Genomic DNA, 26,123 nt, shown 5'->3' with positions numbered 1-26,123 from the left:
GGCTTTTCTGATTATTATTTCTCTTATCATCGGCCTCAATCACCGCATCGTATTCTTCACGGGTAAAACCTTTTTCATCCGGGAACTTCGCTTTCAACATCATCTGGAACTCGGTCATAGTTAACCGTTCCGCTTCCTCACGCGACATACCAAAATGCGTCCGCGCCGCATTAATGTATTCAATCGCGTTAAATTGGTCGGAATAGGTATCTGTTCCTTCATGGCGCTGGAGTTTTCTGATTTTGACCCGACCAATAACACCGTGTGTTATCAGTTCTCTGGCAATCACAATGATGTCATAAATTGGCACGCGACCCAGACGATATACCATCCCTCTTCGCCCCGGCCTCCAATCTCCCGAAGAGACAGCAAACCAGCCCGGTAAGCCGATTCGATGGCCTCCCAATCTGGTTTAGCCATTTTTGTTCCTTACTTTGCTAACCATCGTCACTTTTACTAATAAAATCAGTAAACTCAATTTTGAGGAGGCATCGACTGCACCCCCGGTAAGAATGGTTGAACCTGCTCAATCATTCGTTCACGGGCAGCAAGCAATAACTGCTTTCTCCCTCCCACACCCCAATTACTCATTTTGCGAGCACAAGCACTGATATCCCTTGCCTCTGCTTCAATGGTCAGATCTAAGCGATTCAGACGGGTCATTACATCAAACTCGTTCCGGACAGCATCACGAAAGGTGTTATAAACCCGAATTTCAAATTCAGGTTTAAGCCAAGCCGCATATCTGATTACTAATAACTCAACACCCCATACTCCTGGATTATCACCGCCATTATTGATTATAAGTGGTTGATTTTGTTCCAGAGGACTTTTTTGTCCTTTGGTCAGTGCCTCTATAAACCTCTTGACCTGAGCACTGCGAATAAATTTGCTCGGCTTTTGAGATTCGGTTGCTTCTCCGTTAGCAACAGCAGCAGCATGTAAGTCATTTAGGTTATAACGTCCTTCGTTATCGACACGAACAGAGATGCCATTAATAGTGACTGTTGGGTATTTCATTATGTGGTTTCCTATAGAAAGTGAACCTGTTAGCACAGAAAAGCCGCCCCAAGAACGCCACATAATTAACGGTTTTCTCAGGTTCACTTTCTGTAGGCTCTTGGATTAGATAAGCGCGTGCTAATGCGCGATAACATTTATATGCAAAAATGCTAATTTTAACTTGCTATTATTAGCATTTTTGCATACAATGATTTCAAGTTAACGAAACGGAGGTGCAGTGAAACAAAGTGAATTTTTAAAGTGGCTAAAAGCTCAAGGAGTCGAGGCAGAAAATGGCAAAAAGCATCTGAAACTCTACTACAAAGGTAAAATAAGCCACCTCCCCAGACACCCAAGTCAGGAACTGACAAAGGGGTTGGTCGAAGGAGTCAAGAAACAATTAGATTTAAAATAAACTCTAGCCCTCAATGCGAGGGCTATCACTGCACCGATAGATTATTAAAGAGGTCAACATGTACTATCCTGCAAAATTTGCGAAAGAAGATAATGGATATACAGTAACATTTAGAGGTATCCCCGAAGCTATCACTTGTGGTGCAGATATCCCTGAAGCAATGGAAATGGCCGAAGATGTTTTACTTTCCAGTGTTGAAATTTACTTCGATATGGATAAGGCATTTCCTTCACCCGCATCTGAGCTTCAAGAAGATGAACATTGGGTATACTTACCTGATAGCGTGTATGCCAAAATTTTACTCAATAATGAGCTTCTAACGGCTAAAGTCAGTAAAGCTGAATTATCGCGCTTAACCGGTATTCGTCCTCCTGAAATCCAACGAATACTCGCACCACGCCACACAACTAAAATTGATACTATTAGCCGGGCACTTGCCGCTGTAGGTAAAAAGCTATCACTTTCAGTTATCTAATAGTTAGCCCCTCATTGTAGGGGCTTTCATCTCACACTCTGTGTCCTAACATACTCCTGCAATCCCAGAATCATTTATTCTGAGGTGGCTATTCAGAATGTAGTTGGTTGAGCCACCGCGCGAACCCAGCACATAATCCCTTTTTGCAAGTCAGTGCGACCTTCGTTCAACCAACGAATATCAATTTGGTGGCTTCCGGTTTGTGTATGTGTTACTACGAGATGATCATAGAGCTGACCTAATTCCTCACTCTGCGCCTTAATCTTGTTCATGCAATCAATTTCATCTTGGGATAATTCACGGTAACCAGTGATTTTACGGTGTTGATTTTCCATCATTTCCTCTGCATTCAGTGTTGATATAGTCTTGTAAATACTCAGTCTGCTGCCTGTTTTCCGCCATCATTCTGAGGAGATCGTAATAATCTTGTTTAGCTTGCTCTGTAAGTTGTGGGGCTCCTGCATCGACCACGCTGCCGGAGGGAGAGGTTTCAGACACAGGACAGGTGGCCTTGATACGCAGCTTGCGACGACCAGCGGCAACATCAGCCCGAAGAGTGTCAATTTCAGTCTTGGCATTGGCGAGTTCCTGAGTGTGTTTGGTGTCTATCTCATGCAGCATGTCAATGTGGGTGTTTTGGTAGTTGATGGTGTCGGTCAGTTGCCGGATTTCGGTTGCTTGGTCACTGTTGATGCTGAGCTGTTTCTTATACCCAGAACGATAGAGGTAAGCAGCCCCGGAAGTAACAATCAAAGCAATGGCAACGCCATAGGTGAGATTGAACTTCATTCATCCATCCCCCAACACGTTAGTTCTGATTCCTGAGCACGTCGCTCTACCTGACCGTAACAGCCATTAGCTTGGCCTTTGGTCTGCCTGCAATCTTTGCCGCCATCAAATATCCAGCGCTTAATCTCCTGACAAGCCCCTTTCTTGTCTCCGGTGCTTAACTTCCGGTAGAACGTGGAAGAAAAGCATTTACCGGGGCCAATGTTGTACGGGCAGAAACTGGCAATTCCCGCGATTTGCGGTTCGGTTAATGGCACTTTGATATTGCTTCTTACCCATGCAATGGCCTGCTCTGCTTCTTTAGCGTTGAGGTCATTACATTGACTCTCTGTCAGTTTCATGCCTTGCCGAACTGGAATACCCTCAATTCGGGTAACTCCCCGGCAGATTGTCCAGATTCCGCCCGCATCCCGGTACGCTGATAACCGGTTACCTTCTTTCTCGTCCAAAAACTGAGACAGAATGGCTGTCGCACCTGCACCGGAAATAATCAGACCCATGACCGCAGCCGTGAGCTTACTCGTCTTTTTCATGTTTGCTGAATTCCCGATGCTTGTAGTACCAGTTCACAGCAAAAGTACCTACTGTGCAGATGATGCCGATGATGATCGCCCAGTCGTTCAGAGATAACGCACCAAGCATGGCAGTAAATGCGCCCCATCCGTAGGCAGAGGGGCTGGTGTATTTGTCCATACGCCTATTCCATCCCATTAGCACAATGGGGGTCCGTGGGGTGAAATAGGTTCGCCCCTATGATAAATGTAATAAGTTAATAATTAAGGTATGCTACTAGATCAGCCAAAGACTAACTAACCAATGGAGGGATGGCTGATTACCTCTGAACAAGGAAAAAATACAATGAGCTTCGGCGGGAATGAAATGTCACCAGAACAAAACTTCCTTTATGGCAAATCCCAATTAAACTATGAATTAACTGTTGCAATAATTGAGTTTCTTATCTCTGAATCCGCCAATCCAGAAGAGACAAAGAAAAAATTAGAAAAGATGGTATTAAAACACGTCTCAAGTCATGTAAGAGAACATGCCGACAAAGATTTAATTAATCTTCTGAAATAGAAAGACAAGGTGCAAGTAATTGCACCTTATTAAGAATTAAGGCAACCCGCAAATTCTAATAACTTACTCTTAGCCCACTCCGTTGCTCTAAGCTCAAACTCTGAAAATGTCGATTTTTCATTGTATTGCTCAACATAAAAGAGTTTTACGTGCGGGATTTTATTAGAAGGCATTTCATCGTTTTCTTGCGGATAAACATACACATCAGCTTCTAGCACTGCGACTCGCTCAGACGAAAAAGACAATATACTTTGCTGTGTTATGCCTTCATTCTTCTTAAATTTCGTCCTCGAATTCATCTTAGGAAAAGCCACTTCAATCTTCATTATTCACCTCTCTATATGTACGCAAAAAACAGTTTTGCTAATTGCTCAATCGACTAACGGTTAATCATAAATTGAATCATGGCCACTTGAGATTTTAAATCTTGTAATTCATAGCTCATTGTCATTTGAGCGTCAGCGAGCTGTTTTTCCAACTCAACAACCTTTCTTTCCAGTTCTTCAATACGCTTTTCCACCATTCACCTCGCTAGTGAGTTAATAAGATGCCAGCCGCAATAGGAGATACTGAGGTTCTGTGAGTGATTGCGGTGGCAAATTCGATTGACATTGCATACATCAAATATATACTGTATCTATACAATATACGTCGGTACACAATGATCAAAAGTTTTAAACATAAAGGGTTAGAAAAATTATTTAAAACAGGCTCTACAGCGGGTATTCAAACAAATCACGCTGTAAAACTGAATATTCAATTGACCGCGTTAAATGCCGCCAAAAAACCCGATGACATGAACGCGCCCGGCTGGAAATTACATCCATTAAAAGGCGCTGATTTAAAAGGCCACTGGGCCATTTCTGTCAACGGAAACTGGCGGATGACATTTCGCTTTGAAGGCGAAGATGCCATTTTGGTTAATTATCAAGATTATCACTGAGGAATAACACCATGAACAGAATGCATAACCCCGCCCATCCCGGCCTTGTTTTGCGCGAATATTTAGGCGACATTTCTGTTACAGAAGCAGCAAAAGCACTGGGCGTAACCCGTGTAGCGTTATCCCGTATTTTAAATGGCAACACAGGCATATCAGCAGATATGGCACTCCGTTTAGAAGCCGCATTGGGAACCAGTGCCGAAATGTGGACGAATATGCAATCCCAATATGAGTTGTGGCAGGCTTCCCAACAACAGCGTCCTGAAATCAGGCCGATATTCGCTCACTCGTAAGGTTAAATGGTTCGGTATTTCCAAACTATCGGGTAGCTCCAATGAGTTGTAATTCCCTCGAATTCGGGGGAATTACAATAATTGAGTAGTAAACGCTAAGTTAACAACAAATCGTTAATCTCTTGCTCAGTCTGCTGAAACCGATCTTCTTCCAATTCCACGCCCAACACACGACGATTGAGTTTCAGCGCCGCTTTCAGTGTTGCTCCGGAACCCATAAAGAAATCGGCGACCAGATCCCCTTCCCGACTACTGGACTGAATAATGTGCGTCATCAAATCAGCAGGTTTTTCGCAGGGATGTTTGCCCGGATAATACTGCACAGGCGCAAACTGCCAGACATCGGTATAAGGCACATCAGCCGTGACTGAGAACGAACGGCGCATTAAGCCGTACTCCTGCCGCAATTCGTCATACTGACGCGACAGGGTAAGATGAGATTCAACCAACTCAGGGTATGGCTTGTTCAGTTCGCCACGCTGGTGCTTTTCTTTAGCGATACAGTCAAACAACACCTGCAGTTTTTGATAATCCGCTTCATTGGGTAACTGCCACTGGCTATCATTGAACCAGTGACTGGCCATCTGCTTTCCGGTGGCGGCGTGAATTTCTTTTGCCGTGACGCCTAACGCTTTCCGGGCATCACGAAAATAATCGATTAGCGGCTTAAACACCGACTGTTTCAATTCCCGACATTGGCGGGAGTAGCCATCGCCTTTCGGGTGATAAGGGCCTTGGTAATGTTCGGCAAAAATAATGCGTTCCGTAGCCGGAAAATACATCCGCAGGCTTTCTTTATTCTGCCTGCGCCACGGGCCGGATGGTTTCGCCCAAATAATATGGTTCAACACATTAAAGCGTTCACGCACGAGCAGCTCGGTATCCGAGGCCAGACGAGAGCCACAGAACATATACAGGCTACCGTTAGGTTTCAGGACCCGCCAGAATTCAGCCAGGAGTTCATCCAGCCACGTAAGGTACGCCGTCACATCGTTCCACTGATTATCCCAGCTGCAGTCTTTTACCCGAAAGTAAGGCGGGTCAGTCGCGATAAGGTCGATACAGTTATCCGGCAGGGTTTTGATAAATTTCAGAGAGTCGTCGTTAATTAATGTGGTACTACTTAAATTCACTGGCTATTCCATACATCGACGCTGACTGATTCTCAGGAAAGCCACAGGGTGAAGGCTGGCGTTATTGCATCACCAGCCCTACATTTCACCGCTTAAGACATTGCCCCATCATGGGCAACGTTTGAAAAACGTCTCATTGTCCCGGCTTTCCATCAGACCAGCCAGACAAAATTGAGTTAAAAGCAATTGGCAACGTGGCCTTGTTAGCCCCGTTAAGGTAGAAATGTCTGAAACAGACGCCCAGTCATACAGAGGCACTGTTTCTAAAACGCAGGAGGCTGTTGTTGTCATATCTTCATGTTTTAGCATGATAATTTTAAACCTTTGGTCAGTTATTCGGCGTGAACACACATGTAACTCTGACCAACGACAACAGCAAGTCTTATGTTTATTTCAGGTATAAAAAAACCTCGCAAGAGCGAGGCTTCTATTTGATAAGACAGAGTATCCCATTATTAGCGTCAAATTTACCCAGTTTTCGGAAATTTGTCAAACGAAACCGTTTGTGATTATCAAACATCGCCAAAATCACTGGTAACTTTCTTTAACATGCTATTGGCTTTCGTCTCTTCTCTTTCACATTCTTGGATGAGGTCTTCATAAAATGGTTTTACTGTTTTTTCTAATGTGGCAACACTGATACCATCAGTAACCGCCCTGACAGCCCTAAATGCTTTAGAAGCTGGGATTCGTTCATATCCTCGACCACTGCAACGTTTACACGCCTTACGAACAGGCACACCTTGCCTTTCGGTTTCTTCCTGAACCATTGCCGTTCCTCGCCCTTTGCAATCCTTACAGGCGCAAGAAATAGATCCTTTCCCACTGCATTTCTGACAAAGCTCACCAACCTGCTCTGTTTCAACCCAAGGTTCAATAATCACTTTACCATCTTGACGAATAATGCCCGGATGTTTTGTAACGTCCTTTTTGGCGTAAATAATCCCCACACCCCGGCATTTTTCACATTCAGTAACGCTAGCCGCAGAGCGCGAATAATCCATAAACGCGAATTTTGCCAGTATTTGCACGACTTTGACTTTAATCTTGGGACTGAGCTTGCGTAAGGCTGCCACCTTATCGCACCGCCTCATCCCATATTGAGTCAGTAGTTTGATCGCCTTTTCCTTGTCGTTCCGGCTAAGCCCCATCTTTCCTGTAAACGCGGCGTAGCCGAATGACACCTTACTCTGACACATCCCGAAGGCCGCCATCACATCAGTGCCTGTTAATGTTTCACTGGATGTCGCTCTGGATGAATCGGTCAATGAAGGGGATTTCGCGAAATGGTATTTTAATGCGCTCTCTAGGTTCATTTATTTTATCCCCGGCAATACTGTACTTGTGTGTAGTTCAATGAAGGTCATGCATCTAACTCCCTGATAATGATCTGCCCCTTCTCTCCCCAGACCTTCGTCACCCGACCATCCCAGACACGTGAGTCATCATCAAAAACAGCATCTAACAATGCCTTTTCGAGATTGTCTTTATCAGGTTTTTGCTGGTGTGGCTTGCCGTTCATCGCTGTGCGTTTTTTCTTGCTCCAGCTCGGTGGCATCGGGATAACAAAGGTGATGTGGTAATGCGATTCAGGGAGAGTAATGCTGTTGAGCCTGATTTCGTCCTTAAATGCGTAGTAATTTAATACCGGCTTTCGTTTTCGCCATCTGTCTGCCTGTGTCATCCGTGGTTTGGGAACAGGCAAGATGTCATAGATTTTCACGTCAAATCTTGCCCTCCGATAACAATATGGATTGTGTTCTGATCATCCCTTCCAGATGAGCGAGATGTGCATAATCGATATCGGTCAGTGTCGTTCGGCGGTCTATTTCATCATGACAGGCAGAGCAGGCCCATGCGCCAAATAGATCATGCGGCTTCATTCCCATGCCACTAATACCTGCCATGCGATAATGAGCCAGAACCACTGTCTCGCTGTTGCCATTACAAATACCCGGAACCGGCCACCAGCATTAACCAGTATTAACGGGATGTGCCGATGGTGCGAGACGGAGCCAGCGACATGTGGTGCATTCTGTAGCCGGGAGTGCGGGGAGGATTATGAGCGATTTCGGAGGAAGTAATACACCGCCAGAATTTAAAGATTTATGGCAAACTCCACTCCCATTATTTAAAGCACTCGACCTCGAATTTAAATTCACCCTAGATGCGGCTGCATCTGCTCAAAATACCCTGTGTGAACATTATCTCACGGAACGAGATAATGCACTGGAATGTGATTGGGTGAGTTACGGCTCTATCTGGTGCAATCCACCGTATTCTGATATTGGGCCGTGGGTAGAGAAAGCGGCTATCGAATGCAGGAAGCAATGCCAGTCTATTGTGATGCTGGTTCCCGCTGATACCTCTGTGGGCTGGTTTAAATTGGCGCTGGAGACGGTTGATGAGGTCGGTTAATAACTGGTGGAAGAGTTCAATTTATACCAGTAGAACAAAGAAAGAGAAATTCCAATACAAAAGGCTCCATGTTTTTAATTTGGCGTTCTTTTATTACCCCACGAAAATTAATAACCACTGTTGATAAAGAACACCTATTCAATATAGGTAATAACGAAATAAGGAAAATAACGTGAATATACCAAAAATATCAATTGAAATATCTCGTAAATCAGCTAAAGAGTTTTGTGATTTTTATGATGATGACAAGTTATCTGATGAAAGTTTGGTTTTGTCCATAACTGATATTGTACAGGACGCATTAAATGATATTGAGTTTCCAGCTTCGGAAATAAAAACCACACTTACCGATAACTAACGAATTCGAGAACGCAAGGAGAGCTGTGGCGAGGGAATGCCTGAATGAACTTAAAAACCTACCTAAATACGACGACACCGCAGTTACCACAATTCTCGATAAATACGTTCCCGACTTTCAATTAATCATGACTGACCATCAGCGAGCAAAATCAACAACTAAGAACTGGTTACGTCAATATATAGTGAATTTGCAGAAGGAGATAAATAATGGGTATTGATGATGACATTTGGGATACAAAAAAGGCAGCGAAAGAGCTTAACGTCTCATCAAGAACTGTTGCCAGTTTAATCGCTACAGGAGTTATAGACGGTAAACGGATCGGCAAAGGATATAAAACAACAAAATCCGCTGTTCTTGCTTATATTAAAAGCCCGATGCAAACTCATGGAGCGAGCAAGGGTGATCGTAATGGAGGTAAATCATGTCAATCACCCAAAGAAACGGAATATGGCACTGTCATTTCTTTACACCGTCAGGAAAGAGAGTTAGGAAATCTCTTGGCACGAGGGACAAAAAGCAAGCGCAGGAGTTGTATGACAAATTAAGAGCTGAGGCTTGGAGAGTTGACCAACTTGATGATCTGCCAACTCGTACATTTGAAGAGTGTTGCATTCGCTGGCTTAGGGAAAAAGAGCATAAAAGGTCACTTGATGATGACAAAACGAAGATTGAGTTTTTCCTACAACACTTTTCAGGTCGCGATATTTCAACAATAACGGCAGATGAAATTTATGATGCAGTTTCAAATATGAAGAATCGTAAACATTATCAAGTCTGGGAGAGTAAAAGAGATGCAGCGCTGAAAAAAGGGGAAAAACCTCCTGTGTATGAGGCCATTCCTGTTAGTCAGGCAACAAAAAGCCAGCATTTATCATTCATCAGATCGCTATTAAGGGCAACTGCTAATGAGTGGAACTGGATTAAATCAGCGCCTGTTATCAAAACTAAGAAGCCCGTCAGTAAGCGCATAAGATGGCTGACAAAAGATGAAGCCGCAAGGCTCATAGAGTGTATGCCTGAAAGTATAAAGCCGATTGTTATCTTTGCGTTAGCAACCGGACTTAGGCGTTCTAACATCATCGATCTGGAGTGGCAGCAGGTCGATATGCAAAGAAAAGTGGCATGGATAAATCCAGAGAACGCAAAAGCGGGGAAAGCGATAGGCGTAGCTCTGAATGATACCGCATGCCGAGTGTTACGGGATCAGATAGGTAAGCACTCAAGATGGGTATTTGTGCATACCAAAGCCAAGCACCGACCAGACGGAACATTAACCCCAGCAGTGAGAAAAATGAGGGTTGATGACAATAGTGCCTGGAATATTGGCCTTAAGAAAGCAGGCATAGAAGATTTTCGTTTTCACGACCTACGCCACACATGGGCAAGCTGGTTGATACAATCAGGGGTTCCACTTTCCGCACTGCAAGAAATGGGCGGATGGGAATCAATCGAAATGGTTAGAAGATATGCACATTTAGCGCCCAACCATTTGAGTGAGCATGCCTGCAAAATTGATGTACTTTTTGAAGATAACGACACAAATACGACACAAGGAAAAAATCAAGCGGGTCTGAGATTGGCGTAACATGTTGATTTTAAATGGTACCCCTACATGATTAGATAATGTAATTTAACTAATTATTTTTAATGAATTTTATTTTGTTCAATTATCTACAATACCCCCAACTATACCCCCATATTATTTTGCCTCTGTCTACCAGATTGCTTTCTGATCAGTATTAATTGAGAGTAGGCTTTGCGTTTAATATTGCAAAAATATCATCAAAAACATAAATGTTGCTAAAAATGCAATGATAACTTCAAGATATCTGCGTAAATTGAGGATCAAGAGCATTATTCCGTATAAAATCAATGAAAAAGGCAGTACTGATAGTCGCACGCAATTTGATGAACAGGCTTATCATGACCGCAATGTTGTCGAACGCTGTTTCGGTTTTCTGAAAGGAAATCGGCGTATTGCAACCTGTTACGAAAAAACCGCCCGAAACTATTTGTCCATGGTGAAATTAGGCTGTATTCGACTCTTTTACAAGCGGTTATATAATTAAGGGACGCAGCCTAGTTGCACAGTATACTGCTTCAGTATGGCATCCTGTACAGACGGCTTGTTCATGTGCAACAAAAGAATGGTAATGCCTACAAATCCAACGGTTGTTCAATCTTTAGCCATATGATTCTAGGAGTTGATTGGGTATTTATCTTCGGGAGCATATTGGATACCTCTAGGATATGTGGCCCAATCAAGTAGCCTGCAACAGGTACAATGCAATTAATGGACTTCTTATTGAATAACATACAGGCTTTTACCTTTTAACGTTTTGAAAACATGGGTCAAATTATTAACGAATACTTGCGAATCTCCTCGTACATCAGCTAATGTATAAAATTGGTATTTTATGTAATTTAATGAGGCTACCTATGGGACATCAAGATCCGTTGCCAAAACTTATCGTAAAAAAATCAACGGCGTTAAACGAGAATCAGGGGTTTGTAATCCCACTTCTGGTAGAAATTGAATCAGATGTTTTTAGACCTGTAAGTAGGCAGGATTATCCAAGTGATATACTGATTACAAAGGGTTTCCCCAGTGTTGACGAGCGTTTTGGAGTAACTGATTTATTCGTATTAGCTACCCACTCTTACGATGAGACGAAAAGTATAAAGGATGGAAAATCACGATACTGGGCTATGGGCTCTGATGCAGAAAATCTTGCTCAAAATACGCTATTACCAATATTAGTAACTAGCCTGCCGGATAAACAAGATGGAATGCTACCGCAGGAGGTTATTCCGTTAAAACAGCCATTTTTTATTCTTGATGGTAATGATTTATATGGTCCGCTAACGAGTACTCAAAATGACGACAAACGTTATATAATTGAACCTCATGTCCATTCATTACTAAGTTATGGAAAAGGTTTTTTAGGGTGCTTCGATGTTGATGATTTAGATAAAGCACTTGTTACAGTTATTGAAAATAATGTTGAAACATTATATGTATCGTCTTTCAAAGCTATCTCAAAATATAAATCAAAAAGTATTGATTATCTTTCTGACGATCAATTAATTAAAGTTGTTAATGCTCAAGGTTTTGGCAAGAAATCTCAAGCTTTAGGAAAAAAAGAAGCCCAGCGTCTCCAACAAATAATTGCTGAAAGTGAAAAAAACAATCAGATTTTTAAACAATATGAAAGAATTGAGCGCTTAAAAAATTTACTAGATCGGTACTTATCAGAGTCTGATATTGGTTATTCATTGATTAAAGAGTATTTAAATACAAATGCTGGAGTGCGTTTTTTAGAAACGTATATTGAGGATAATAAGTCTTCACTCTTGCAAGAACATTTGGAAAAAGTAAGAGATGATGTTGAACAAGAGGAAAGTCGAATTCGTTCCAGCCTGAGTCGCCTTGAGGAAACATTAATTAGTAAAGAAACTCAGTTACATGAATATGAACAAAAAATTGAAAGCAAGAAGCGTGAAGTTGAGAATAAGATTGCTGAATTTGAAGCTGAAAAAGAAGATGCTATAAAGAAGAAACTAGAAGAAAAACAATTAAAACTTTCAACTGAAATTGACAAGGCTAAAGAAAAGCTAGCCCAGATAAACATAGATATCGAAAAAAGAACTAATATACTTAATGTCGCTGATGAGGCTGTACAATTAAATAAAAGAAAAGATTATCTTGAAGAACATAATATGGTTCTCAAATCTACTGCCGATGGATATCAAGATATTTTAAGGGCTACAAACAACCAAGATCTTGCTAAAAAAATTGGTGAAATGGAAGCTATTAATAAAGTGTTAAATGGTCAGTCATATCTAGATACTACAATGTTTGATGCTAAGCCTGTTGTATTTACTAGTAATGAACCTGAGCGAGCCGAAGACCTGATTGATTGTTTATGCTCTAAGTTTTCCGAGGATGGTGGTAGAGATTTCTCTCAAGAGGAAATGACCAATCTTATAGTTTCAGTTAATCAGTCTTTCCTTACAGTTCTAAGTGGCCCTCCTGGAACGGGGAAAACATCTACTGCTACGAGGCTTGCTGAGTCTCTACATTTAGGGAACCCTGCGGGCGATAAAAACTTTTTGTTTGTACCTGTAGGGCGCGGCTGGGTATCAAGCCGAGATATTTTGGGCTTTTATAACTCTCTTAAAGGTGTCTACCAAGAATCGCGTACAGGGCTATACAGTTTTTTACAGCATAAGAGTAATGGTGCTCAGAAGTTAATACTTCTAGATGAAGCAAATTTATCGTCAATGGAGCATTATTGGTCCGATTTTATTGGACTATGTGATGCCGAATATTGCTCAAGGGCTATAGATACAGGTATACCAAAAGATGATCTAAGATTTATAAAAATTGATAATTCCGTTAAGTTTATTGCAACTATAAATAATGATTCAACAACTGAAAGATTATCACCTAGATTGATTGATAGGGCTCCTATTATAAATTTAGATATTTCGAATAAGATGGCACACAATTTCTCAGGAAAAATATTAGAAGGAACAATAAGATCCGAGACTTTAAATAAACTATTCTCTCCTAGAGAAGAAGTTGAATTATCAAAAGCAAATGACTTAATATTGAATCGCATTATTGAACATTTATCAAAAAGAGACTCAAAACTAGGCAATTTAGTCCATATTAGTAAGCGAAAGGTTAATGCTATTACGAATTACTGTTCCGTTGTTAGCCCTATTTTAGATAATGAGATTGCGATGGACTTCTCAATTGAACAACATATATTACCTCATATAGAGGGATATGGTCAGGGCTTCAAGAAACGTTTAGAAGAACTCTCGGATATTCTTGGGCGTTCTTACCCTAGGTCATCCGCACAACTAGAAAGAATTATTACTAGTGGAAATGAGTTTACGAGCTCTTTCTCATACTTTTAAATGCGGGACGTGAATATGCAACTTGAGATTGTAGTACTTTCAGGTAGTCGTAGTGGGTTAGTAATACAATTGGGTGAGCTAAGCTCACACAGTTCCATTACTTCGTGGGTAAAGGAAAATGAAGCATTAGAGTTGCGTCTAGAAGTTACAGGTTCGTATTCAGAAGCTGAGATTGTGTTGTATGATCATCAGATCATAGCAACGGAAATCCTCGAAGAAGAAGGGCGTACGGTTTTTGTTTGGAAACCTAAACGTAGGTGGGGAGAACAGTATGAGTACTTATTCTTTAATTATTTTGGCATTGCAGAGTTTACGGTAAAACTTTTTAGTCATTCTTACAATGACCCTGATTTCATAAACTTTCAGCCTATAGAAGTACTTGCATCTAAAGCTAATTCTCAAAATGTAGAATATATGTTATCTTATCTGGCAAAATTAAATGATGATGAACTCCATTCTATTTTCCAAACTACGAAATATAATTCTGGCTTTAAAGACGGAGTAAACTCTCCTCGAAGTAACTTGGAGCGATTGGAATATACATTCCAACTTGTTTGCGCTTTATTACCGGAGATTTTGAAAAAACCTATAACTAAACTTTTACCTGTTCAGAAGATAATTAGTCCTAATGACTATAATATTTTTGATGATTCATCATTAGGTTGGCTAATGTCAAATCTCTCTGTATTGGATGAGTGCGATGATATAAATCAATCCCATTTAATATATGGCACAAGAATGTATAGAGCATCTTCGCTTCAAGTGTCAGAACTCGAAGAAAATCCTGATGTTTATGAAAACTGGGTCGTTCATGGTTTTTTAGACCTTCTGATTGTTGAAATTTCCAATCAAATTTCCTCATACAATAATATTTTTCCTCAATCATCTAAGTTATCAACTCCAAAACCAGAAGGATACTCTTCATTTTTTGATCAAATTAACAAATTTAGAAAGAATCTATTAAATAGTCAAATAACAAGGTGTGAGAAGTTAGCTAGTTCTGCTACAAAGTTAAAATTTCATTTAGATAATTATCTTCCAGTTAGTCAGGTATTGAAACAAAGACCTATCCTTACACCAAAGGCTGCGGCAAATACCTCTTATCGTTCTATTTTTATTAATTTTATCAATTGGTTTGAAAAAAGCTCTCCTGATTGGTCAGTTTATGAGAATTTATTTGCTATCAAAAGTATTCCTATTTTATTTGAGTCATACTCTTTTTATAGAGTAGCTGAAGCGTTATCTGATATTTTTGATGGTAAACATAAAATAGGTAATTACTGGGAGGATAGTATTGGAAATGAAATAACATTATTTCGTGAGCCTATTTATTGGATGAGTAAAAATCGCAATGTGGCAGATTCAAACTTTATTAATACTGAAGGTCTTATTTCCACGAAAACAGGCATTCGAAAGCGAGAACATTCACATAGATACTCTCATCGAAGCCCAGATATAGTTATTGAAATTAAATTACCAAATGGTTCACGTAAGCTACTTGTTTTAGATGCTAAATATACTAGTGATAAATTGGCTGTGGAGAAGTATTTGCCTGAGTGTACGATGAAATATGTTCACGGAATACACTTGAAAGGGAGTGGTTCAACGGTTGTTGATGCATTTACAATATTATACCCAGATTCGCAGGGTAATCTCTATAGCTTCCATTCTTTTGAGCATGATGTGTTAAGCGCTGATCCAGTTACCCCATCGTTACAATGCGTTGGATTGGAACTAAGTGAGTTAGATCATAAGGATAGTTTGTTTAAAGTTATAAACGCTACTCTGCTAAATGCTCTAAGTCGTAGTTATAATAGTGAAGATATAAATAAATTAGAACATAAATTAAATTAAAAATAATGGAGGGGCATGCTTATTTCGGTCATGTATTGAATAGTTAGTTATTGTGATATGCTCTAACTTTTTAATGGTGGAGTATGGCTAAAGTTGACGTTTATTGTCACACATCAGAACATGTCAAAGGGCATGGAAAAGGAAATGGCGGCCATCCCCGTTATCGCTGTTATGCCTGCTGTAAGGTCTTTCAGTTGGAATACACCCATCAAGCCTGTAAACTCGGTGTTAAAGAACAGACTATCGATATGGCAATGAATAACGGAGGGATCCGCGACACCGCCCATGTCTTGAAAGTGGCCACAAGCACCGCATGACAACGCTAAAAACTTACCCTCCGAAACGTGACGACGCTTCCTCTTGAGACGGGGATAACATTTTTGTTTGCTAAAAGAGTGTAATGAATTACTTTTGTGATTAAATTTCACTCGATAAAAACACTATTAAATTTGATATTTAAGAAACAATCATCTTCGAAAAGCACCTAAAATAGTGTGATCGCGCCCTGTTGTACGGATGATTATGCTGTGTATGACAGCCTCCCAGAAGAAGAATACCTGACCGGGAAGACATTCACCCAACGTTTAGAACGAAACAATTTAACGCATCGAACTCGGATAAAAAGACTGAATCGAAAAACGATAGGGTATTCTAAATCAGAGGAAATGCACGATAAAGTGATTGGTACTTTCATTGAGCGTGAGAACTATTTTTAATAAGAGATCTAACTATTTAATACATGACCGAAAACATTGCGGTTCTTATTGAATATTTAAATGAAAAATAATTTAGCAAAATTTTTACTAATAAGAAAATAGCCACACTGAATCTCAATGATCAGGAAAATTCCAATATTTTATTGCTGGAATTTAAACGTGCAAGTTTCAATAGGGATTTTTCTATAAAGGATGATGGCAAAGTTCACGTAAAAATATCTTCCTAATTTACTCTGGATACAACAACAGAGTTTTATTAATCTATGACTTGGGATTCCTACTAGAATCCAAAAAATTTGATCTCCTCCATTAAACTGAAATTATTATAATATAAAAACAACCAAAAATTTCCAATTTAAATATATATTCAAACATTCAAAATATATAATGCATTGTACTTATTATGTGAATGCAATAGTGCATATAAATTTTAGTAAAAATCCAATCATAAACTTTCACTTAAATCATATACTTCAACACATTAATTACATAATCAATATTTTCATTTAAATAATTCACAATCAATTGGTAAATAAAATTGCAAGAAAAGCATATCCTAATATAAATTTCCAGTTCTGTTTAAATACATACCGAGAATTTCAAGCACTTCTAAATATTCTTACATTATCTAATTTTTTAAATAAAACTTCTCTTTCACAATCAGATATATATGAATTTATTATTTTCCCTTTATGTTCTTTTCTATTTTTTTGAAATTAGATTTATAACCAATGGAAAAACCTTATCAAAGAAGAACACCAAGCTAAATAGGAAAGCAACCATTTGAATTTTTTATTTAGAACTCCCCAACATCCTATACCAACTAATAATGACCATTGCGCAATTGAATAATTCTGTAAACTTCCCCACCAATTATTCATATTTCTAGCATAATTTTTATTATCCGTTTTATTTTTGAGAATGCGGGTGATCTTTGATAACGTTTCAAAATACATTCCTTAATAATTTATATTTATAAAATAACTTAACAAAAATATATAGCCATGAGCATAAAACCAATAACCGCAAAGATCATTTTATCTCATGGCTTATTTCATTGGCATCAAACTATTCAGTAGAAGCTTTGCGAACCTTACGCTCAATAAGTTGACCTTTCTTATCAAAATACCGACTCGGCCAAATTTCAGAGGGATGGATACCAAGATAATTCGCAATTATCCATTCGCCTTTCGGCCATGGTCTGCTGAAAGCATTTGCCAGTGTCGATGAACTGAGTCCCGCTTCACGGGAAACCGCCGCTAAGGTTGTACCACGCTTACGTAATGCAGCAATAATATCGGCTTGATGCCAGTCATTTCTAATGTTGTTATTCATTCCTGCTACCCCTTCCATTAATTAATATTGATGGTGGCGATTCAGACAGGGTTCGCGGACCGGGTAACTATGACCGGCAAGGCCGAAGCCTTCCCTGCCTGAACCACCATTGAAAAGGTGATAACAGGCGCACTGGTAGAAACTTCCTACCAGTGTATAGTTACACAAGGCCGCGACGCCTTGACCATTAGATTTTGCTAATGGCGGGAATACTTTAACTGATTGTTTTAGCTTACTCAATAACTGAACGGCTAAGTTTAACGACTATAAACACGTTCTACATAACGCCCGCGACCATCACCATGCCCCAAATCCATTGAAACCAGTGCCCGTGCTTCCTGCTGGCTAAAGCCATTCTGTTGATAAAAACTCAGCGCATCTTGCGCCCACGCATAGCGCAAACTATGGGGAGAATGACAGCCTGTTAAACCAATCCTTGTGGTATGTGTCCGCCAGTAATTCATGGCCTGCTTGAGGTCGGGTTTATCAATCAGTCTGCCACCTCGTTGCTCTGCAACAACAATTGCCTGTTCAATAGCCTCTTTTACTACTGCGATATCCAATACGCGTGTTTGCCTTGGCCGGCCTCCTTTTGTACCAAAAACAATATGAAGTTTCGGTTCTGGTTGATCTAATTGTTTTCGCCAGCTTTTCAATGAAGCGCTGCATTGCACCGCTTCTTGAGAACGTAATCCCATCAAACGGGCAAGTTTCAATGTGATGGCAAATCCGGCATCACGCTCAAGCGCTTTCAGATAAACAATCTGAAACGTAGCATCAGGGAGCGCCTGTTTCGTTCCGGCGCGGCTGGTTCCGCTTAATCCCAATGCTTGATTACTTAAACGGGGCGAAGTTTCCAATTTTTCCCGGCCTGCCATGTGGAAGATATTACGCAGTGCGGACATTTCATTTTGCACCGTTCGTTTGGCAATCCCCTGAGATAAGCGAGCATCAACATACTGTTCTACATGTTTGGCTTTCAAATTACTGAGGCTTTTCACCTGAATATTCAGGCTCAATAACAACGCACCCAAACGCCCGGCGATCCGAATACGGTCGTGACAGGTCTTATGACTGCCTCCACCTTTCCGGGCAAAAAATTTTAATTCCTTAATCAATCGGCTCATTAGCTTCCCCTTACTGATATCTGACAACCTACGGTCTCTGGCGCGCGACAATGCGGCAAAACAAAAAGTATCTGCCTTGCCCTTGACGGATATCTGTGCGCCAGAGTGAACGCAGGTTGAGGTATTGCGGGGTATCGGTTGAGTACGCGGTACTGCCGCCTGTATAAACAGGTCATCCCCACTGGCAAAAAAGCCAGCCTCTATATCGTCAAGTTCTCCTTTTTCAATCTAAAAATGCAGTGTCAGATTCACTGTGTGGTTAAGCAGGCATGAGCCTGTAATGGTTGTGTGGTTCTTTGGCTGCGGCGTCACTTTCAGCGGTAAACCGACAAAAAGTGACGCCTTAAATTCAGCAAATAGTCAGCAAAAGTCGTGCGGACGTTGAAATGCCGATAGGCACAGCAAAACGGTGCAGGATCCGATGTCAAACGGTAGCTATGGATTAATTGTTTGTGTGTAGAAAATCTGTCCGCTGAATCATTCAAGCAGAGATAGTAAGAATATGAACCAGATGCGTGAAACCCACGTGATGTTTATGACATGAAATGGGATCAAAACATCGCTCATAAGGTCAAAGCCAAACGGAGGCATAGCCTGATGTTGGTATGAAAAATAAGTGCATGACCCAACGTTCAATACACTTGGGTGACAAGATAAAAACACCCTTCTGAGGTCTTTTTTAGTTTAAGGGATTTTCATCGTCAAACAAGGGGTTTATGTTTGATGATATCTGCTTCCAAAAGTGCGCAGATGTACCGCAATCTTGCTCTCCCTTTCAGGCTACGGGAGTTTTTTGCCATTACAGCTAAGTAACCATCTGTGATGGTGAGTAGTCGGTTCAGATTAGCGATTTTTTTGAATTGCGACAAGAGAAATTTTTGACATTAAAAAGGTATCGATAGACTATTATCTCTAAAATTTATAGCGACTCATATTTTTAAATGGAAAAATAGTGAGTCGCTAAAGATAAAGGATAAATCAAAACTCAATCATGACTATATATGTTAATCGTTTCCTCATCTAAGAAACAAAGCACTCGGCCATATGAAGATAAGTTCTTTTTTTTGATCGATGAGTATTTTTTTTATAAAAATTGGATTGTAAAAAATTTTATTTATCAAAACACCACATAAATCAAACTCTTTTGAAAAGCAGTCTAAGAAATTATTAATTTCATCCATATCAGAATAAAGAATATAACAAACATAATTTTGCAATAAAAAATCAACAAAGATGTTTTCTCTATTATTGTTCAATAAATGTTTTTTTAACTCATCATAAAACATTCCTTTATCTTGGTTGTAAATCTTAATAAGACCATCAAAATTATTAATGACCTCAATAATTCCATTATCGTTATATCCACTTGGTAAGTTAAGTCCATTACATTTCCCTTCAACATTATCCAACAATAAAGCAGTTAATTTCTTACAACTTATTAGTTCATCAATTGTAATTGGGATTTTGCTTTTATACTTTTCATAGTTATTAACAAAGAAGTCATAATAGGCATCAAAATAATCCTTAACTAACACACCACTTTTAATATGAAAAACATCACCATTTCTAATTGAAAACGCATATAAGGTTTCGTAGTTAACAGGATGTGAATACAAAAATGAATAAAAAAATAAATTTCTTAATTTATTTTTATCTCTTTTGGAAATAGATGAAAAACTGTTTATTTTAGAAAGTTGTAAAAATGAATAATTTTTCACAAAATCTCTAGATCTATTATTGGGATTTATTTCAACAATAGATGTAACACTATTTATAGTGAATAATAGATATAAGAAGACTTGTTCATCATATAAATTTACATTTCCAAATCTCTCAGATAAAATAGGTTTCCAGTTACACTCTTTATAGTAATGAGGATCTTCTGGAAATAAGTGATAGTTCCATTCTGGAAAGACAATATCATCACTTTCAATAAAGAACAGTTCAGTCCCGCCACTTTCACATTGGTAATATTCAAACTTATCAAGTTTACTAGAAACAGGGGATTCACTACATTTAAAATCAATGTACTGCTGAAAAAATGGTGCTAGCTCCATTTTTATTTCCTTCTCTTTTTATTACCGCCACAAGTTGATATAGGATTTACACTTATTTTCTTTATCGTTTTATTAAATTTATCTAATAAGTCACGACCTATTCCCCTTGCACCGGGTTCATTTGTTGGTTTATGTAGTATTTTTCCTGTCTGTTTAGATTCTTGTCCAGCTTCAACAACATCTTTGCTGTTCAACATATCATATCCCTCTTTTGTGACTTCAAGAGTTGCTGTATGTGTTGGTTTTGGATTCGTCGTTCTATCATAATTAGCGCCATCAATATTAACCCATTTAGCTCTTCTATCAGGAACTCCATTTGTTTCACCCGGAACTAATCCTCCCGCATTTCTTGTTTTTTCTGCTTCTGCGGCATTCATATTTCGGGTAACAGTATAGGTTTTATCTTTAGCTAATCCCCAAGGATCTATCCAGTTTATTGGATTCGGTGCATATGTATAAACATTTAACCCACCGTTTAGACCAATAGGATCAGGCGTGATAAATCTACCAATTTCAGGCGCATAATACCGATAAGTATTGAAGTGCAGCCCCGTCTCTTTGTCAAAATATTGCCCGGCATAACGTAGATTCTGGTCAAAATTTTTCGGTGAACGTTCCTTATCAGTAAAAAATGCTACCGTGATACTGTTAACCGCACCAAAGGCATCATATTTACCTGACCACGCAATTTTGCCTTCTTCATCGGTGACTTCCAATGGCGCACCATTAACATCCGCGTGATACCAAAAATAATTACACACAGAACCTTTAACAACAATACAGGATAATGGCATGTAGCTACCATCGGATTCGTAGCAATAGGTCTGGGTTTTGCCTGTGTTGACGTTGTGTTCCTGCAACAATTTCAGGCCGTACCAAACAAAATCCGTTTGTTCTTGCTGAAGCGTACCTGTCGGCCATGTAGTGACTACCTTGCGAATACGCCGACCCAGTGCATCATAATGATAACAGGCCTTCATTCCGTTGCCTTCGGCAATAATCAGACGATTATCGCCATCATAACGATACGTTTGCTTGTTACCGATGCTTGTTCCACGAGTAATAACATTTCCATGTGCATCATGCTCATAACGCCACTGATTCCACTGCGTCAGCCTGTCGCCTTGTGGTGTCAGGTGTTTATTCTCTTCCGCCTCTTTTTCCATTATAGATTGTGGATGTTCGAGCAGGTTATCTGCACGGTCGTACCACAGCATTTCCTCAAAACTGTCTACGCTGGTGACTTTTTTCAGTCGGCTTTCAGAGTCATACAGGTATTCCACCCAACCACGGTAATGATCTTCCATCAGACACAGATCATCCTGCCTGTCATAATGCCATGCCCGCCACGGTTTGCCCTGTTCGATGGATGCTGATTTATCCCTGACGCTGTATTGGCTGATGCGACGTCCTAATGGATCATATTCACGAAACTGAAATAATTTACCTTGTGTCCGGCAGGTTTCACGATGCAGGTTGTCACGTTCAAATTCCGTAATCATCTGTTGATTATGGCGAATAGCGCTGAGATGACCGGAACCATAGTAGAGCCAACGCAGAGTATCACCCTGCGGAAGAGTCAATTCAGTCAGATTATCCATTTCATCATAACTGAACTGGGTCACGTCCTCGCCGTTCTGCTCCCTAATCACGCGCCCCAGCATATCATATTCAAAGCTAATCGTATTCGGAAGCAATCCTAACTGTTTCCCGGAGGCATTAGGAACACGATTCGCTTCCAACAAACGCCCCATATTATCCCACTGATACTGGTAGCTGTCGGTATCAGTTTCCCTTTTGATAAGATTACCCGCCGCATCGTAATGCAGATAAACCGGGCGCACTGGTTGCCGAAATACTCGATCTCCCATCCGTTTTTCAGTACTCAACAAACCAGCAATATTGTATTCATACTGGATCAATGTATCGTCAGGGCGAATTTCTTCAATCAAGCGCCCTTCAGCATCACGATTCAACAGATAACGGCCACCATTAGCATTCTCAATCTGCACCAGATGCCCTTCGGGACTGTATTGGTAACGAACCTGCCGTTGCAGGCGGTCTGTTGTACAGACGATTTGTCCTAATGTGTTGTATTCCCAAGCATGAGAGACATTCTCATTACGCTGGTGATGAATAAGTTGATCGGCACTATCCCAGTTCATCTGCTCTGTTGAACCATCGGGATAGGTAACAAGCACCAACTGACCATCATCGTTATAGCTATAGCGGACAGCTTCCATCAGGGCATTAGTAAAGCGGCTCAGCCGATTCTCATTGTCGTACTGCCAGTCGCTGCTCTGGCCTGAACAGTCGGTATGGCGGATCAACTGCCCCTGACCATTCCACATAAAACGGCTTTCTCCGCCTTTGGCATCAATGCGTTGATAAGGCCGTAGGGTATTTGGGCTGTAATGAAAAAGAATGGTTTGCTTAAGTGGTGAGGTTTCACTGATTAGGCGACCGAATTCATCATAATCCAGCGACATTTCTGCACCATTCGGCCAGAAAATAAAAGTCAATCTGTCAGTGTCATTTTGATATTGCCACTGCGTTTTGTCACCGTTGCCATCGGTCAGACTCAGGAGACGGCCGAATTTATCCCATTCTCCCTGCCGGGTATGACCTTCAGCATCTTTGTATCCGTTTGGCAGACCGAATTCATCCCATAAGATATGGTGCTCAGTCCCATTACGATCAACACAGTGAATAATCTGATGTTCTTCGTTGAGTGCCCAGATGGAGTGGGAACCATCATACCAGTGTGCGGTGCGGATCAGATTTTTATCATCATAATCCAGTCGGTAACTTGCACCCTCATTGGTTTTCTGGCTGATAACGCGCCATAGCCCATCTTCGGTCAGTTCCCATTCATAATCACAGCGCAGGCCACGTTTGTCCACATGCCACGCCATGATGCCGTGATCTGTCCAGCCGAATTGACGTTGGAAATGGTCACTGCGGTGATTGATGCCAACAAGACGGGCATTGTCATCATAATCATAGTGACAAAGGCGAATGCGCTGACCGTTATACAGCTCCCGCCAGACCCTGCTTAATCGGGAAACCGTTTTGCCATCGATTTCTATGACTGCATAATCACAGTGCAGATTCATTCCACCGCACCCCGTGATATTAATCATCTGATGCTGGTCGTTGTAATGGAACCGCTGTTCATTGCCGACATTATCACGGATATGGCTTAACCGGCTGATACCATCATTATCAAAGGCGATATAGTAATAAACCAGCTCACCTGCATCATGGATTTCCCATTCTCCGCCTTCGGTGTGTATCAGCCAGCTTTGTGCATCAGGGCAGAAACAGCAATGGCCTTCCGGTACATCCGGGAACGGGATAATATCCCCGGATAAATTACGCCAGAGAATACCTTCTTCCACGCGAGTTAATCGACTTTCCCAGAACAGATTCCAGCCCTGCCCCAGCACACTGTCATACTGATAACTGCTCAAATAGCTACGCTGCCAGTACAACGGGAATTCAGCTTCAAAAACAAAATCCAATTCATCGTCGTCATTAAGGAATTTCTGACCGGCAATGACTTCAACTGGTCTTGACATGATACCTACAAGTGAAGCACCAACCGCTAAATTACTTAATCGGCAAAGAGTCTTACTAATTTTGGCTGCATTCGGGATTTTACTGAACAGCTTTGGCAATGCACCTAATGCCTTATATGCTGCTCCACCGAAACTGGTAAATCCAGCCAAAAACATAGTTGCGTCTGAGATGTTATAAGCCAATTGGGGAATTTCTGGAGTAATTTTTGCTTCTGTCTTTGTTCCTCCACCAATAATAACATTTGAAGAACCCGTCATTACGGCCGCATCACAGGTCGTTTTATCTCCTACCCGTGAGGCAGGTAATCCATTAATGAAGACGGAATCAGAGCCTTGTGCCATCTGGCGGGGACCGATCTCTTTGCTACAAACCACCATACTTCGTTTTGCGATTGCAGCCGGTTTATTATTGATAAGAACATTCGTGGAACCACTGGTAATGGTTCCGCTGGGACTTCGTGACGAAGCACCTGCCGAAACACAGGCATCGCGTGCCATATTCCCTAACGAACCTGCTGCCATTCCCACCGCAATGGAAAGGCCGATCAACAAAACACCAACCCCGACACAGGAGGCGGCTACTCCAGCCACAAAAAGAAAACCTGCGGCAATCCCGCCTGCGGCTGAAATCAATGAACCAATAATCGTACCTGCAACTAACCCGGCCATTGCACTGGAATGACCTATCGTATCCCCAAGCCTTGCCGCTTCTGGCATAATATTCTCTCCCTAGAACTGAAAACTTTTCAGGCAGTCATCCAGCCACTGCCGCTGTGATCCCGTAAATGCCTGCTGGGATGACAGGGTAAAAATCAGCACCTTTTTCTCATCCCGCAGAAATACCGCCTGACACTGATAGACCTGTTGCCCTTTCTTGGGGCGATAACGTGAAAGCAACAAATGGCCTTGCAGCAAGTTGTCACCTAATATGGCGGGTTGTTCTTCAAGGAGCTGCCAGTCTCGCAGACCGTTTTTCAACAACGTTTTCTGGCGGGTGATATAACCAGCTAAATCTTCCCCTTCATTTAACTGGTCGCGGCTGATATTCAATGCGGGAACATTGTGCGCGATGATAATATTGACGGTCTGTTCCTGATAACCTTCCGGTATGGTGATGCTGCCTTCAGTAAACTGACAACGCGAGCGTGTTTCCATATTTCCTTGCCTCATTGATGATAGGGACATGTTATTAGCACATTAATGAAGCAGAATATAACGTCACCACTTACGCATTCCAGAGCGAATAAGAGTCTATAAGGAAAATTGTGATTAACTTCTCTTCTAAAATAAAATCAGTTAATTACATAATTTTAATTTCACGTAATACAACAGATTAAAATCATCCTGACGCGCTGCGCTTGTCTTCTCCGGGTTACCGGGCTAATGCATTACCCCGATAACCCAGAGAGCTGAAAAAACACCTGCCAGAAAAAACTTTTCACTTACCCCCATCCCCTAAAGAATTAGGGATAAAACTGTTCACCCTATTCACCTATTAATATTTTCATTTAAATTCATGTTGTTAAATGGTGATAACTTGAAATCAAACTCATCACCACTCTTCACCAACCATTCACCTTCAAATCAGGAAAAGGTGAATAGTGATGAAGACTTGTGA

27 protein-coding genes and 6 pseudogenes are annotated in these 26,123 nt (G+C 40.8%); 13 read left to right on the top strand and 20 right to left on the bottom strand.

Annotated elements, in window-relative coordinates; all coding sequences use genetic code 11:
- Positions 1 to 103: 103 nt before the first annotated feature.
- The 3 genes and pseudogenes from BDE27_RS19760 to BDE27_RS03035 form a co-directional block, all read right to left on the bottom strand.
- Positions 104 to 331, bottom strand: a pseudogene (locus BDE27_RS19760) (DUF6246 family protein); the annotation flags it as partial.
- Positions 332 to 348: 17 nt separating this feature from the next.
- Positions 349 to 420 (bottom strand): annotated as a pseudogene (locus BDE27_RS20255) (hypothetical protein); the annotation flags it as partial.
- 54 nt (positions 421 to 474) lie between these two features.
- Positions 475 to 1,020: a KilA-N domain-containing protein gene (locus BDE27_RS03035; protein ID WP_099134132.1), complete on the bottom strand. Its 546-nt coding sequence runs from the start codon at positions 1,018 to 1,020 to the stop codon at positions 475 to 477.
- 220 nt (positions 1,021 to 1,240) lie between these two features.
- Between BDE27_RS03035 and BDE27_RS03030 the strand changes: the two genes are divergently transcribed.
- Positions 1,241 to 1,417 carry a type II toxin-antitoxin system HicA family toxin gene (locus BDE27_RS03030; RefSeq protein WP_099108575.1) on the top strand — a complete coding sequence of 59 codons (177 nt, stop codon included), beginning with the start codon at positions 1,241 to 1,243 and terminating at the stop codon, positions 1,415 to 1,417.
- A 58-nt stretch (positions 1,418 to 1,475) separates the two neighbouring features.
- On the top strand, positions 1,476 to 1,892 hold the full coding sequence (locus BDE27_RS03025; protein ID WP_099134131.1) for a type II toxin-antitoxin system HicB family antitoxin: 417 nt from the start codon (positions 1,476 to 1,478) through the stop codon (positions 1,890 to 1,892).
- Positions 1,893 to 1,984: 92 nt separating this feature from the next.
- On the opposite strand, the gene BDE27_RS03020 is transcribed toward BDE27_RS03025, so the two are convergent.
- Genes BDE27_RS03020 through BDE27_RS03005 form a run of 4 tightly spaced genes read right to left on the bottom strand, consistent with a single transcriptional unit; the run spans position 1,985 to position 3,374 of the window.
- Positions 1,985 to 2,230 (bottom strand): Acb2/Tad1 domain-containing protein, encoded by a 246-nt coding sequence (locus BDE27_RS03020; protein WP_244208666.1) that lies wholly within the window; start codon positions 2,228 to 2,230, stop codon positions 1,985 to 1,987.
- Entirely contained in the window at positions 2,208 to 2,681 is a 474-nt protein-coding gene (locus BDE27_RS03015; protein ID WP_099132557.1) for a lysis protein, read from the bottom strand. The genes BDE27_RS03020 and BDE27_RS03015 overlap by 23 nt, the downstream gene beginning before the upstream one ends.
- Entirely contained in the window at positions 2,678 to 3,214 is a 537-nt protein-coding gene (locus tag BDE27_RS03010) for a lysozyme (RefSeq protein WP_099132556.1), read from the bottom strand. Before BDE27_RS03010 ends, BDE27_RS03015 begins: the two co-directional genes overlap by 4 nt.
- A complete protein-coding gene (locus tag BDE27_RS03005; protein WP_099132555.1) occupies positions 3,198 to 3,374 on the bottom strand; it encodes a phage holin family protein in 177 nt (58 codons plus the stop codon). The genes BDE27_RS03010 and BDE27_RS03005 overlap by 17 nt, the downstream gene beginning before the upstream one ends.
- Positions 3,375 to 3,497: 123 nt before the next feature.
- On the opposite strand from BDE27_RS03005, the gene BDE27_RS03000 reads away from it, so the two are divergent.
- A complete protein-coding gene (locus BDE27_RS03000; protein WP_143707525.1) occupies positions 3,498 to 3,758 on the top strand; it encodes a hypothetical protein in 261 nt (86 codons plus the stop codon).
- 29 nt (positions 3,759 to 3,787) lie between these two features.
- On the opposite strand, the gene BDE27_RS02995 is transcribed toward BDE27_RS03000, so the two are convergent.
- Both BDE27_RS02995 and BDE27_RS19315 read right to left on the bottom strand, forming a co-directional pair.
- Entirely contained in the window at positions 3,788 to 4,084 is a 297-nt protein-coding gene (locus BDE27_RS02995; protein WP_099132553.1) for a hypothetical protein, read from the bottom strand.
- A 53-nt stretch (positions 4,085 to 4,137) separates the two neighbouring features.
- Positions 4,138 to 4,281 (bottom strand): hypothetical protein, encoded by a 144-nt coding sequence (locus BDE27_RS19315; protein WP_167450527.1) that lies wholly within the window; start codon positions 4,279 to 4,281, stop codon positions 4,138 to 4,140.
- A 138-nt stretch (positions 4,282 to 4,419) separates the two neighbouring features.
- On the opposite strand from BDE27_RS19315, the gene BDE27_RS02990 reads away from it, so the two are divergent.
- Both BDE27_RS02990 and BDE27_RS02985 read left to right on the top strand, forming a co-directional pair.
- Positions 4,420 to 4,701, top strand: a complete 282-nt coding sequence (locus BDE27_RS02990) for a type II toxin-antitoxin system RelE/ParE family toxin (RefSeq protein WP_099132568.1) — start codon at positions 4,420 to 4,422, stop codon at positions 4,699 to 4,701.
- Between the two features lie 11 nt (positions 4,702 to 4,712).
- On the top strand, positions 4,713 to 4,994 hold the full coding sequence (locus BDE27_RS02985; RefSeq protein WP_099132552.1) for a HigA family addiction module antitoxin: 282 nt from the start codon (positions 4,713 to 4,715) through the stop codon (positions 4,992 to 4,994).
- 95 nt (positions 4,995 to 5,089) lie between these two features.
- Here the strand turns inward: BDE27_RS02985 and BDE27_RS02980 are convergent, their stop codons facing one another.
- The 5 genes and pseudogenes from BDE27_RS02980 to BDE27_RS02960 form a co-directional block, all read right to left on the bottom strand.
- Positions 5,090 to 6,127 (bottom strand): DNA-methyltransferase, encoded by a 1,038-nt coding sequence (locus BDE27_RS02980; protein ID WP_099132551.1) that lies wholly within the window; start codon positions 6,125 to 6,127, stop codon positions 5,090 to 5,092.
- Between the two features lie 108 nt (positions 6,128 to 6,235).
- Positions 6,236 to 6,436 (bottom strand): hypothetical protein, encoded by a 201-nt coding sequence (locus tag BDE27_RS02975; RefSeq protein ID WP_099125736.1) that lies wholly within the window; start codon positions 6,434 to 6,436, stop codon positions 6,236 to 6,238.
- 203 nt (positions 6,437 to 6,639) lie between these two features.
- Positions 6,640 to 7,443 carry an antitermination protein gene (locus tag BDE27_RS02970; protein ID WP_099132550.1) on the bottom strand — a complete coding sequence of 268 codons (804 nt, stop codon included), beginning with the start codon at positions 7,441 to 7,443 and terminating at the stop codon, positions 6,640 to 6,642.
- 47 nt (positions 7,444 to 7,490) lie between these two features.
- Complete coding sequence (locus tag BDE27_RS02965; protein WP_099132549.1) at positions 7,491 to 7,850, bottom strand: RusA family crossover junction endodeoxyribonuclease; 360 nt, start codon at positions 7,848 to 7,850, stop codon at positions 7,491 to 7,493.
- Position 7,851: 1 nt separating this feature from the next.
- Positions 7,852 to 8,100 (bottom strand): annotated as a pseudogene (locus BDE27_RS02960) (DUF1364 domain-containing protein); the annotation flags it as partial.
- An 88-nt stretch (positions 8,101 to 8,188) separates the two neighbouring features.
- On the opposite strand from BDE27_RS02960, the pseudogene BDE27_RS02955 reads away from it, so the two are divergent.
- From BDE27_RS02955 to BDE27_RS20340, 8 genes and pseudogenes are all read left to right on the top strand, one after another.
- Positions 8,189 to 8,721: pseudogene (locus BDE27_RS02955) on the top strand (phage N-6-adenine-methyltransferase).
- Positions 8,718 to 8,903, top strand: coding sequence for a hypothetical protein (locus BDE27_RS02950; protein WP_099132547.1), 186 nt, complete (start codon positions 8,718 to 8,720; stop codon positions 8,901 to 8,903). Before BDE27_RS02955 ends, BDE27_RS02950 begins: the two are co-directional and overlap by 4 nt.
- 209 nt (positions 8,904 to 9,112) lie before the next feature.
- A complete protein-coding gene (locus tag BDE27_RS19755) occupies positions 9,113 to 9,451 on the top strand; it encodes a helix-turn-helix domain-containing protein (protein WP_244208665.1) in 339 nt (112 codons plus the stop codon).
- On the top strand, positions 9,334 to 10,491 hold the full coding sequence (locus BDE27_RS02940; RefSeq protein ID WP_244208706.1) for a tyrosine-type recombinase/integrase: 1,158 nt from the start codon (positions 9,334 to 9,336) through the stop codon (positions 10,489 to 10,491). Before BDE27_RS19755 ends, BDE27_RS02940 begins: the two co-directional genes overlap by 118 nt.
- Positions 10,492 to 10,735: 244 nt before the next feature.
- Positions 10,736 to 10,975 (top strand): annotated as a pseudogene (locus tag BDE27_RS02935) (IS5 family transposase); the annotation flags it as partial.
- Positions 10,976 to 11,345: 370 nt separating this feature from the next.
- Positions 11,346 to 13,835: an ATP-binding protein gene (locus BDE27_RS02930; RefSeq protein ID WP_167450526.1), complete on the top strand. Its 2,490-nt coding sequence runs from the start codon at positions 11,346 to 11,348 to the stop codon at positions 13,833 to 13,835.
- A gap of 15 nt (positions 13,836 to 13,850) precedes the next feature.
- Positions 13,851 to 15,689 (top strand): hypothetical protein, encoded by a 1,839-nt coding sequence (locus BDE27_RS02925; RefSeq protein WP_099132567.1) that lies wholly within the window; start codon positions 13,851 to 13,853, stop codon positions 15,687 to 15,689.
- Positions 15,690 to 15,772: 83 nt separating this feature from the next.
- A pseudogene (locus tag BDE27_RS20340) lies at positions 15,773 to 16,405 on the top strand (IS1 family transposase).
- Positions 16,406 to 17,473: 1,068 nt separating this feature from the next.
- On the opposite strand, the gene BDE27_RS02910 reads toward BDE27_RS20340, so the two are convergent.
- The 6 genes from BDE27_RS02910 to BDE27_RS02890 all read right to left on the bottom strand — a co-directional run bounded on the left by BDE27_RS02910 (position 17,474) and on the right by BDE27_RS02890 (position 25,660).
- Positions 17,474 to 17,740, bottom strand: coding sequence for a helix-turn-helix domain-containing protein (locus BDE27_RS02910; RefSeq protein ID WP_099132541.1), 267 nt, complete (start codon positions 17,738 to 17,740; stop codon positions 17,474 to 17,476).
- 21 nt (positions 17,741 to 17,761) lie between these two features.
- Positions 17,762 to 17,980, bottom strand: coding sequence for a hypothetical protein (locus BDE27_RS19200; RefSeq protein ID WP_143707524.1), 219 nt, complete (start codon positions 17,978 to 17,980; stop codon positions 17,762 to 17,764).
- A 17-nt stretch (positions 17,981 to 17,997) separates the two neighbouring features.
- Positions 17,998 to 18,867 (bottom strand): integrase domain-containing protein, encoded by an 870-nt coding sequence (locus tag BDE27_RS02905; protein WP_099132540.1) that lies wholly within the window; start codon positions 18,865 to 18,867, stop codon positions 17,998 to 18,000.
- Between the two features lie 1,016 nt (positions 18,868 to 19,883).
- Positions 19,884 to 20,924, bottom strand: a complete 1,041-nt coding sequence (locus BDE27_RS02900; protein ID WP_120211299.1) for a hypothetical protein — start codon at positions 20,922 to 20,924, stop codon at positions 19,884 to 19,886.
- A gap of 2 nt (positions 20,925 to 20,926) precedes the next feature.
- Positions 20,927 to 25,222, bottom strand: a complete 4,296-nt coding sequence (locus BDE27_RS02895; RefSeq protein ID WP_244208664.1) for an RHS repeat-associated core domain-containing protein — start codon at positions 25,220 to 25,222, stop codon at positions 20,927 to 20,929.
- A 12-nt stretch (positions 25,223 to 25,234) separates the two neighbouring features.
- Positions 25,235 to 25,660, bottom strand: a complete 426-nt coding sequence (locus BDE27_RS02890; protein WP_099132538.1) for a DcrB-related protein — start codon at positions 25,658 to 25,660, stop codon at positions 25,235 to 25,237.
- Positions 25,661 to 26,123 lie beyond the last annotated feature (463 nt).

Origin of the sequence: Xenorhabdus ehlersii, assembly GCF_003610465.1 — a bacterium.
Classification (GTDB): domain Bacteria; phylum Pseudomonadota; class Gammaproteobacteria; order Enterobacterales; family Enterobacteriaceae; genus Xenorhabdus; species Xenorhabdus ehlersii.
This window is presented reverse-complemented; position numbering and strand designations above follow the sequence as displayed.

Coding starts and splice junctions, on each gene's coding strand:
- BDE27_RS03035 (WP_099134132.1), bottom strand. CDS start 1,020: ATGAAATACCCAACAGTCACTATTAATGGCATCTCTGTTCGTGTCGAT.
- BDE27_RS03025 (WP_099134131.1), top strand. CDS start 1,476: ATGTACTATCCTGCAAAATTTGCGAAAGAAGATAATGGATATACAGTA.
- BDE27_RS03020 (WP_244208666.1), bottom strand. CDS start 2,230: ATGATGGAAAATCAACACCGTAAAATCACTGGTTACCGTGAATTATCC.
- BDE27_RS03015 (WP_099132557.1), bottom strand. CDS start 2,681: ATGAAGTTCAATCTCACCTATGGCGTTGCCATTGCTTTGATTGTTACT.
- BDE27_RS03010 (WP_099132556.1), bottom strand. CDS start 3,214: ATGAAAAAGACGAGTAAGCTCACGGCTGCGGTCATGGGTCTGATTATT.
- BDE27_RS03005 (WP_099132555.1), bottom strand. CDS start 3,374: ATGGACAAATACACCAGCCCCTCTGCCTACGGATGGGGCGCATTTACT.
- BDE27_RS03000 (WP_143707525.1), top strand. CDS start 3,498: ATGGAGGGATGGCTGATTACCTCTGAACAAGGAAAAAATACAATGAGC.
- BDE27_RS02995 (WP_099132553.1), bottom strand. CDS start 4,084: ATGAAGATTGAAGTGGCTTTTCCTAAGATGAATTCGAGGACGAAATTT.
- BDE27_RS19315 (WP_167450527.1), bottom strand. CDS start 4,281: ATGGTGGAAAAGCGTATTGAAGAACTGGAAAGAAAGGTTGTTGAGTTG.
- BDE27_RS02990 (WP_099132568.1), top strand. CDS start 4,420: ATGATCAAAAGTTTTAAACATAAAGGGTTAGAAAAATTATTTAAAACA.
- BDE27_RS02985 (WP_099132552.1), top strand. CDS start 4,713: ATGAACAGAATGCATAACCCCGCCCATCCCGGCCTTGTTTTGCGCGAA.
- BDE27_RS02975 (WP_099125736.1), bottom strand. CDS start 6,436: ATGCTAAAACATGAAGATATGACAACAACAGCCTCCTGCGTTTTAGAA.
- BDE27_RS02970 (WP_099132550.1), bottom strand. CDS start 7,443: ATGAACCTAGAGAGCGCATTAAAATACCATTTCGCGAAATCCCCTTCA.
- BDE27_RS19755 (WP_244208665.1), top strand. CDS start 9,113: ATGGGTATTGATGATGACATTTGGGATACAAAAAAGGCAGCGAAAGAG.
- BDE27_RS02930 (WP_167450526.1), top strand. CDS start 11,346: ATGGGACATCAAGATCCGTTGCCAAAACTTATCGTAAAAAAATCAACG.
- BDE27_RS02925 (WP_099132567.1), top strand. CDS start 13,851: ATGCAACTTGAGATTGTAGTACTTTCAGGTAGTCGTAGTGGGTTAGTA.
- BDE27_RS02910 (WP_099132541.1), bottom strand. CDS start 17,740: ATGAATAACAACATTAGAAATGACTGGCATCAAGCCGATATTATTGCT.
- BDE27_RS02905 (WP_099132540.1), bottom strand. CDS start 18,867: ATGAGCCGATTGATTAAGGAATTAAAATTTTTTGCCCGGAAAGGTGGA.
- BDE27_RS02900 (WP_120211299.1), bottom strand. CDS start 20,924: ATGGAGCTAGCACCATTTTTTCAGCAGTACATTGATTTTAAATGTAGT.
- BDE27_RS02895 (WP_244208664.1), bottom strand. CDS start 25,222: ATGCCAGAAGCGGCAAGGCTTGGGGATACGATAGGTCATTCCAGTGCA.
- BDE27_RS02890 (WP_099132538.1), bottom strand. CDS start 25,660: ATGGAAACACGCTCGCGTTGTCAGTTTACTGAAGGCAGCATCACCATA.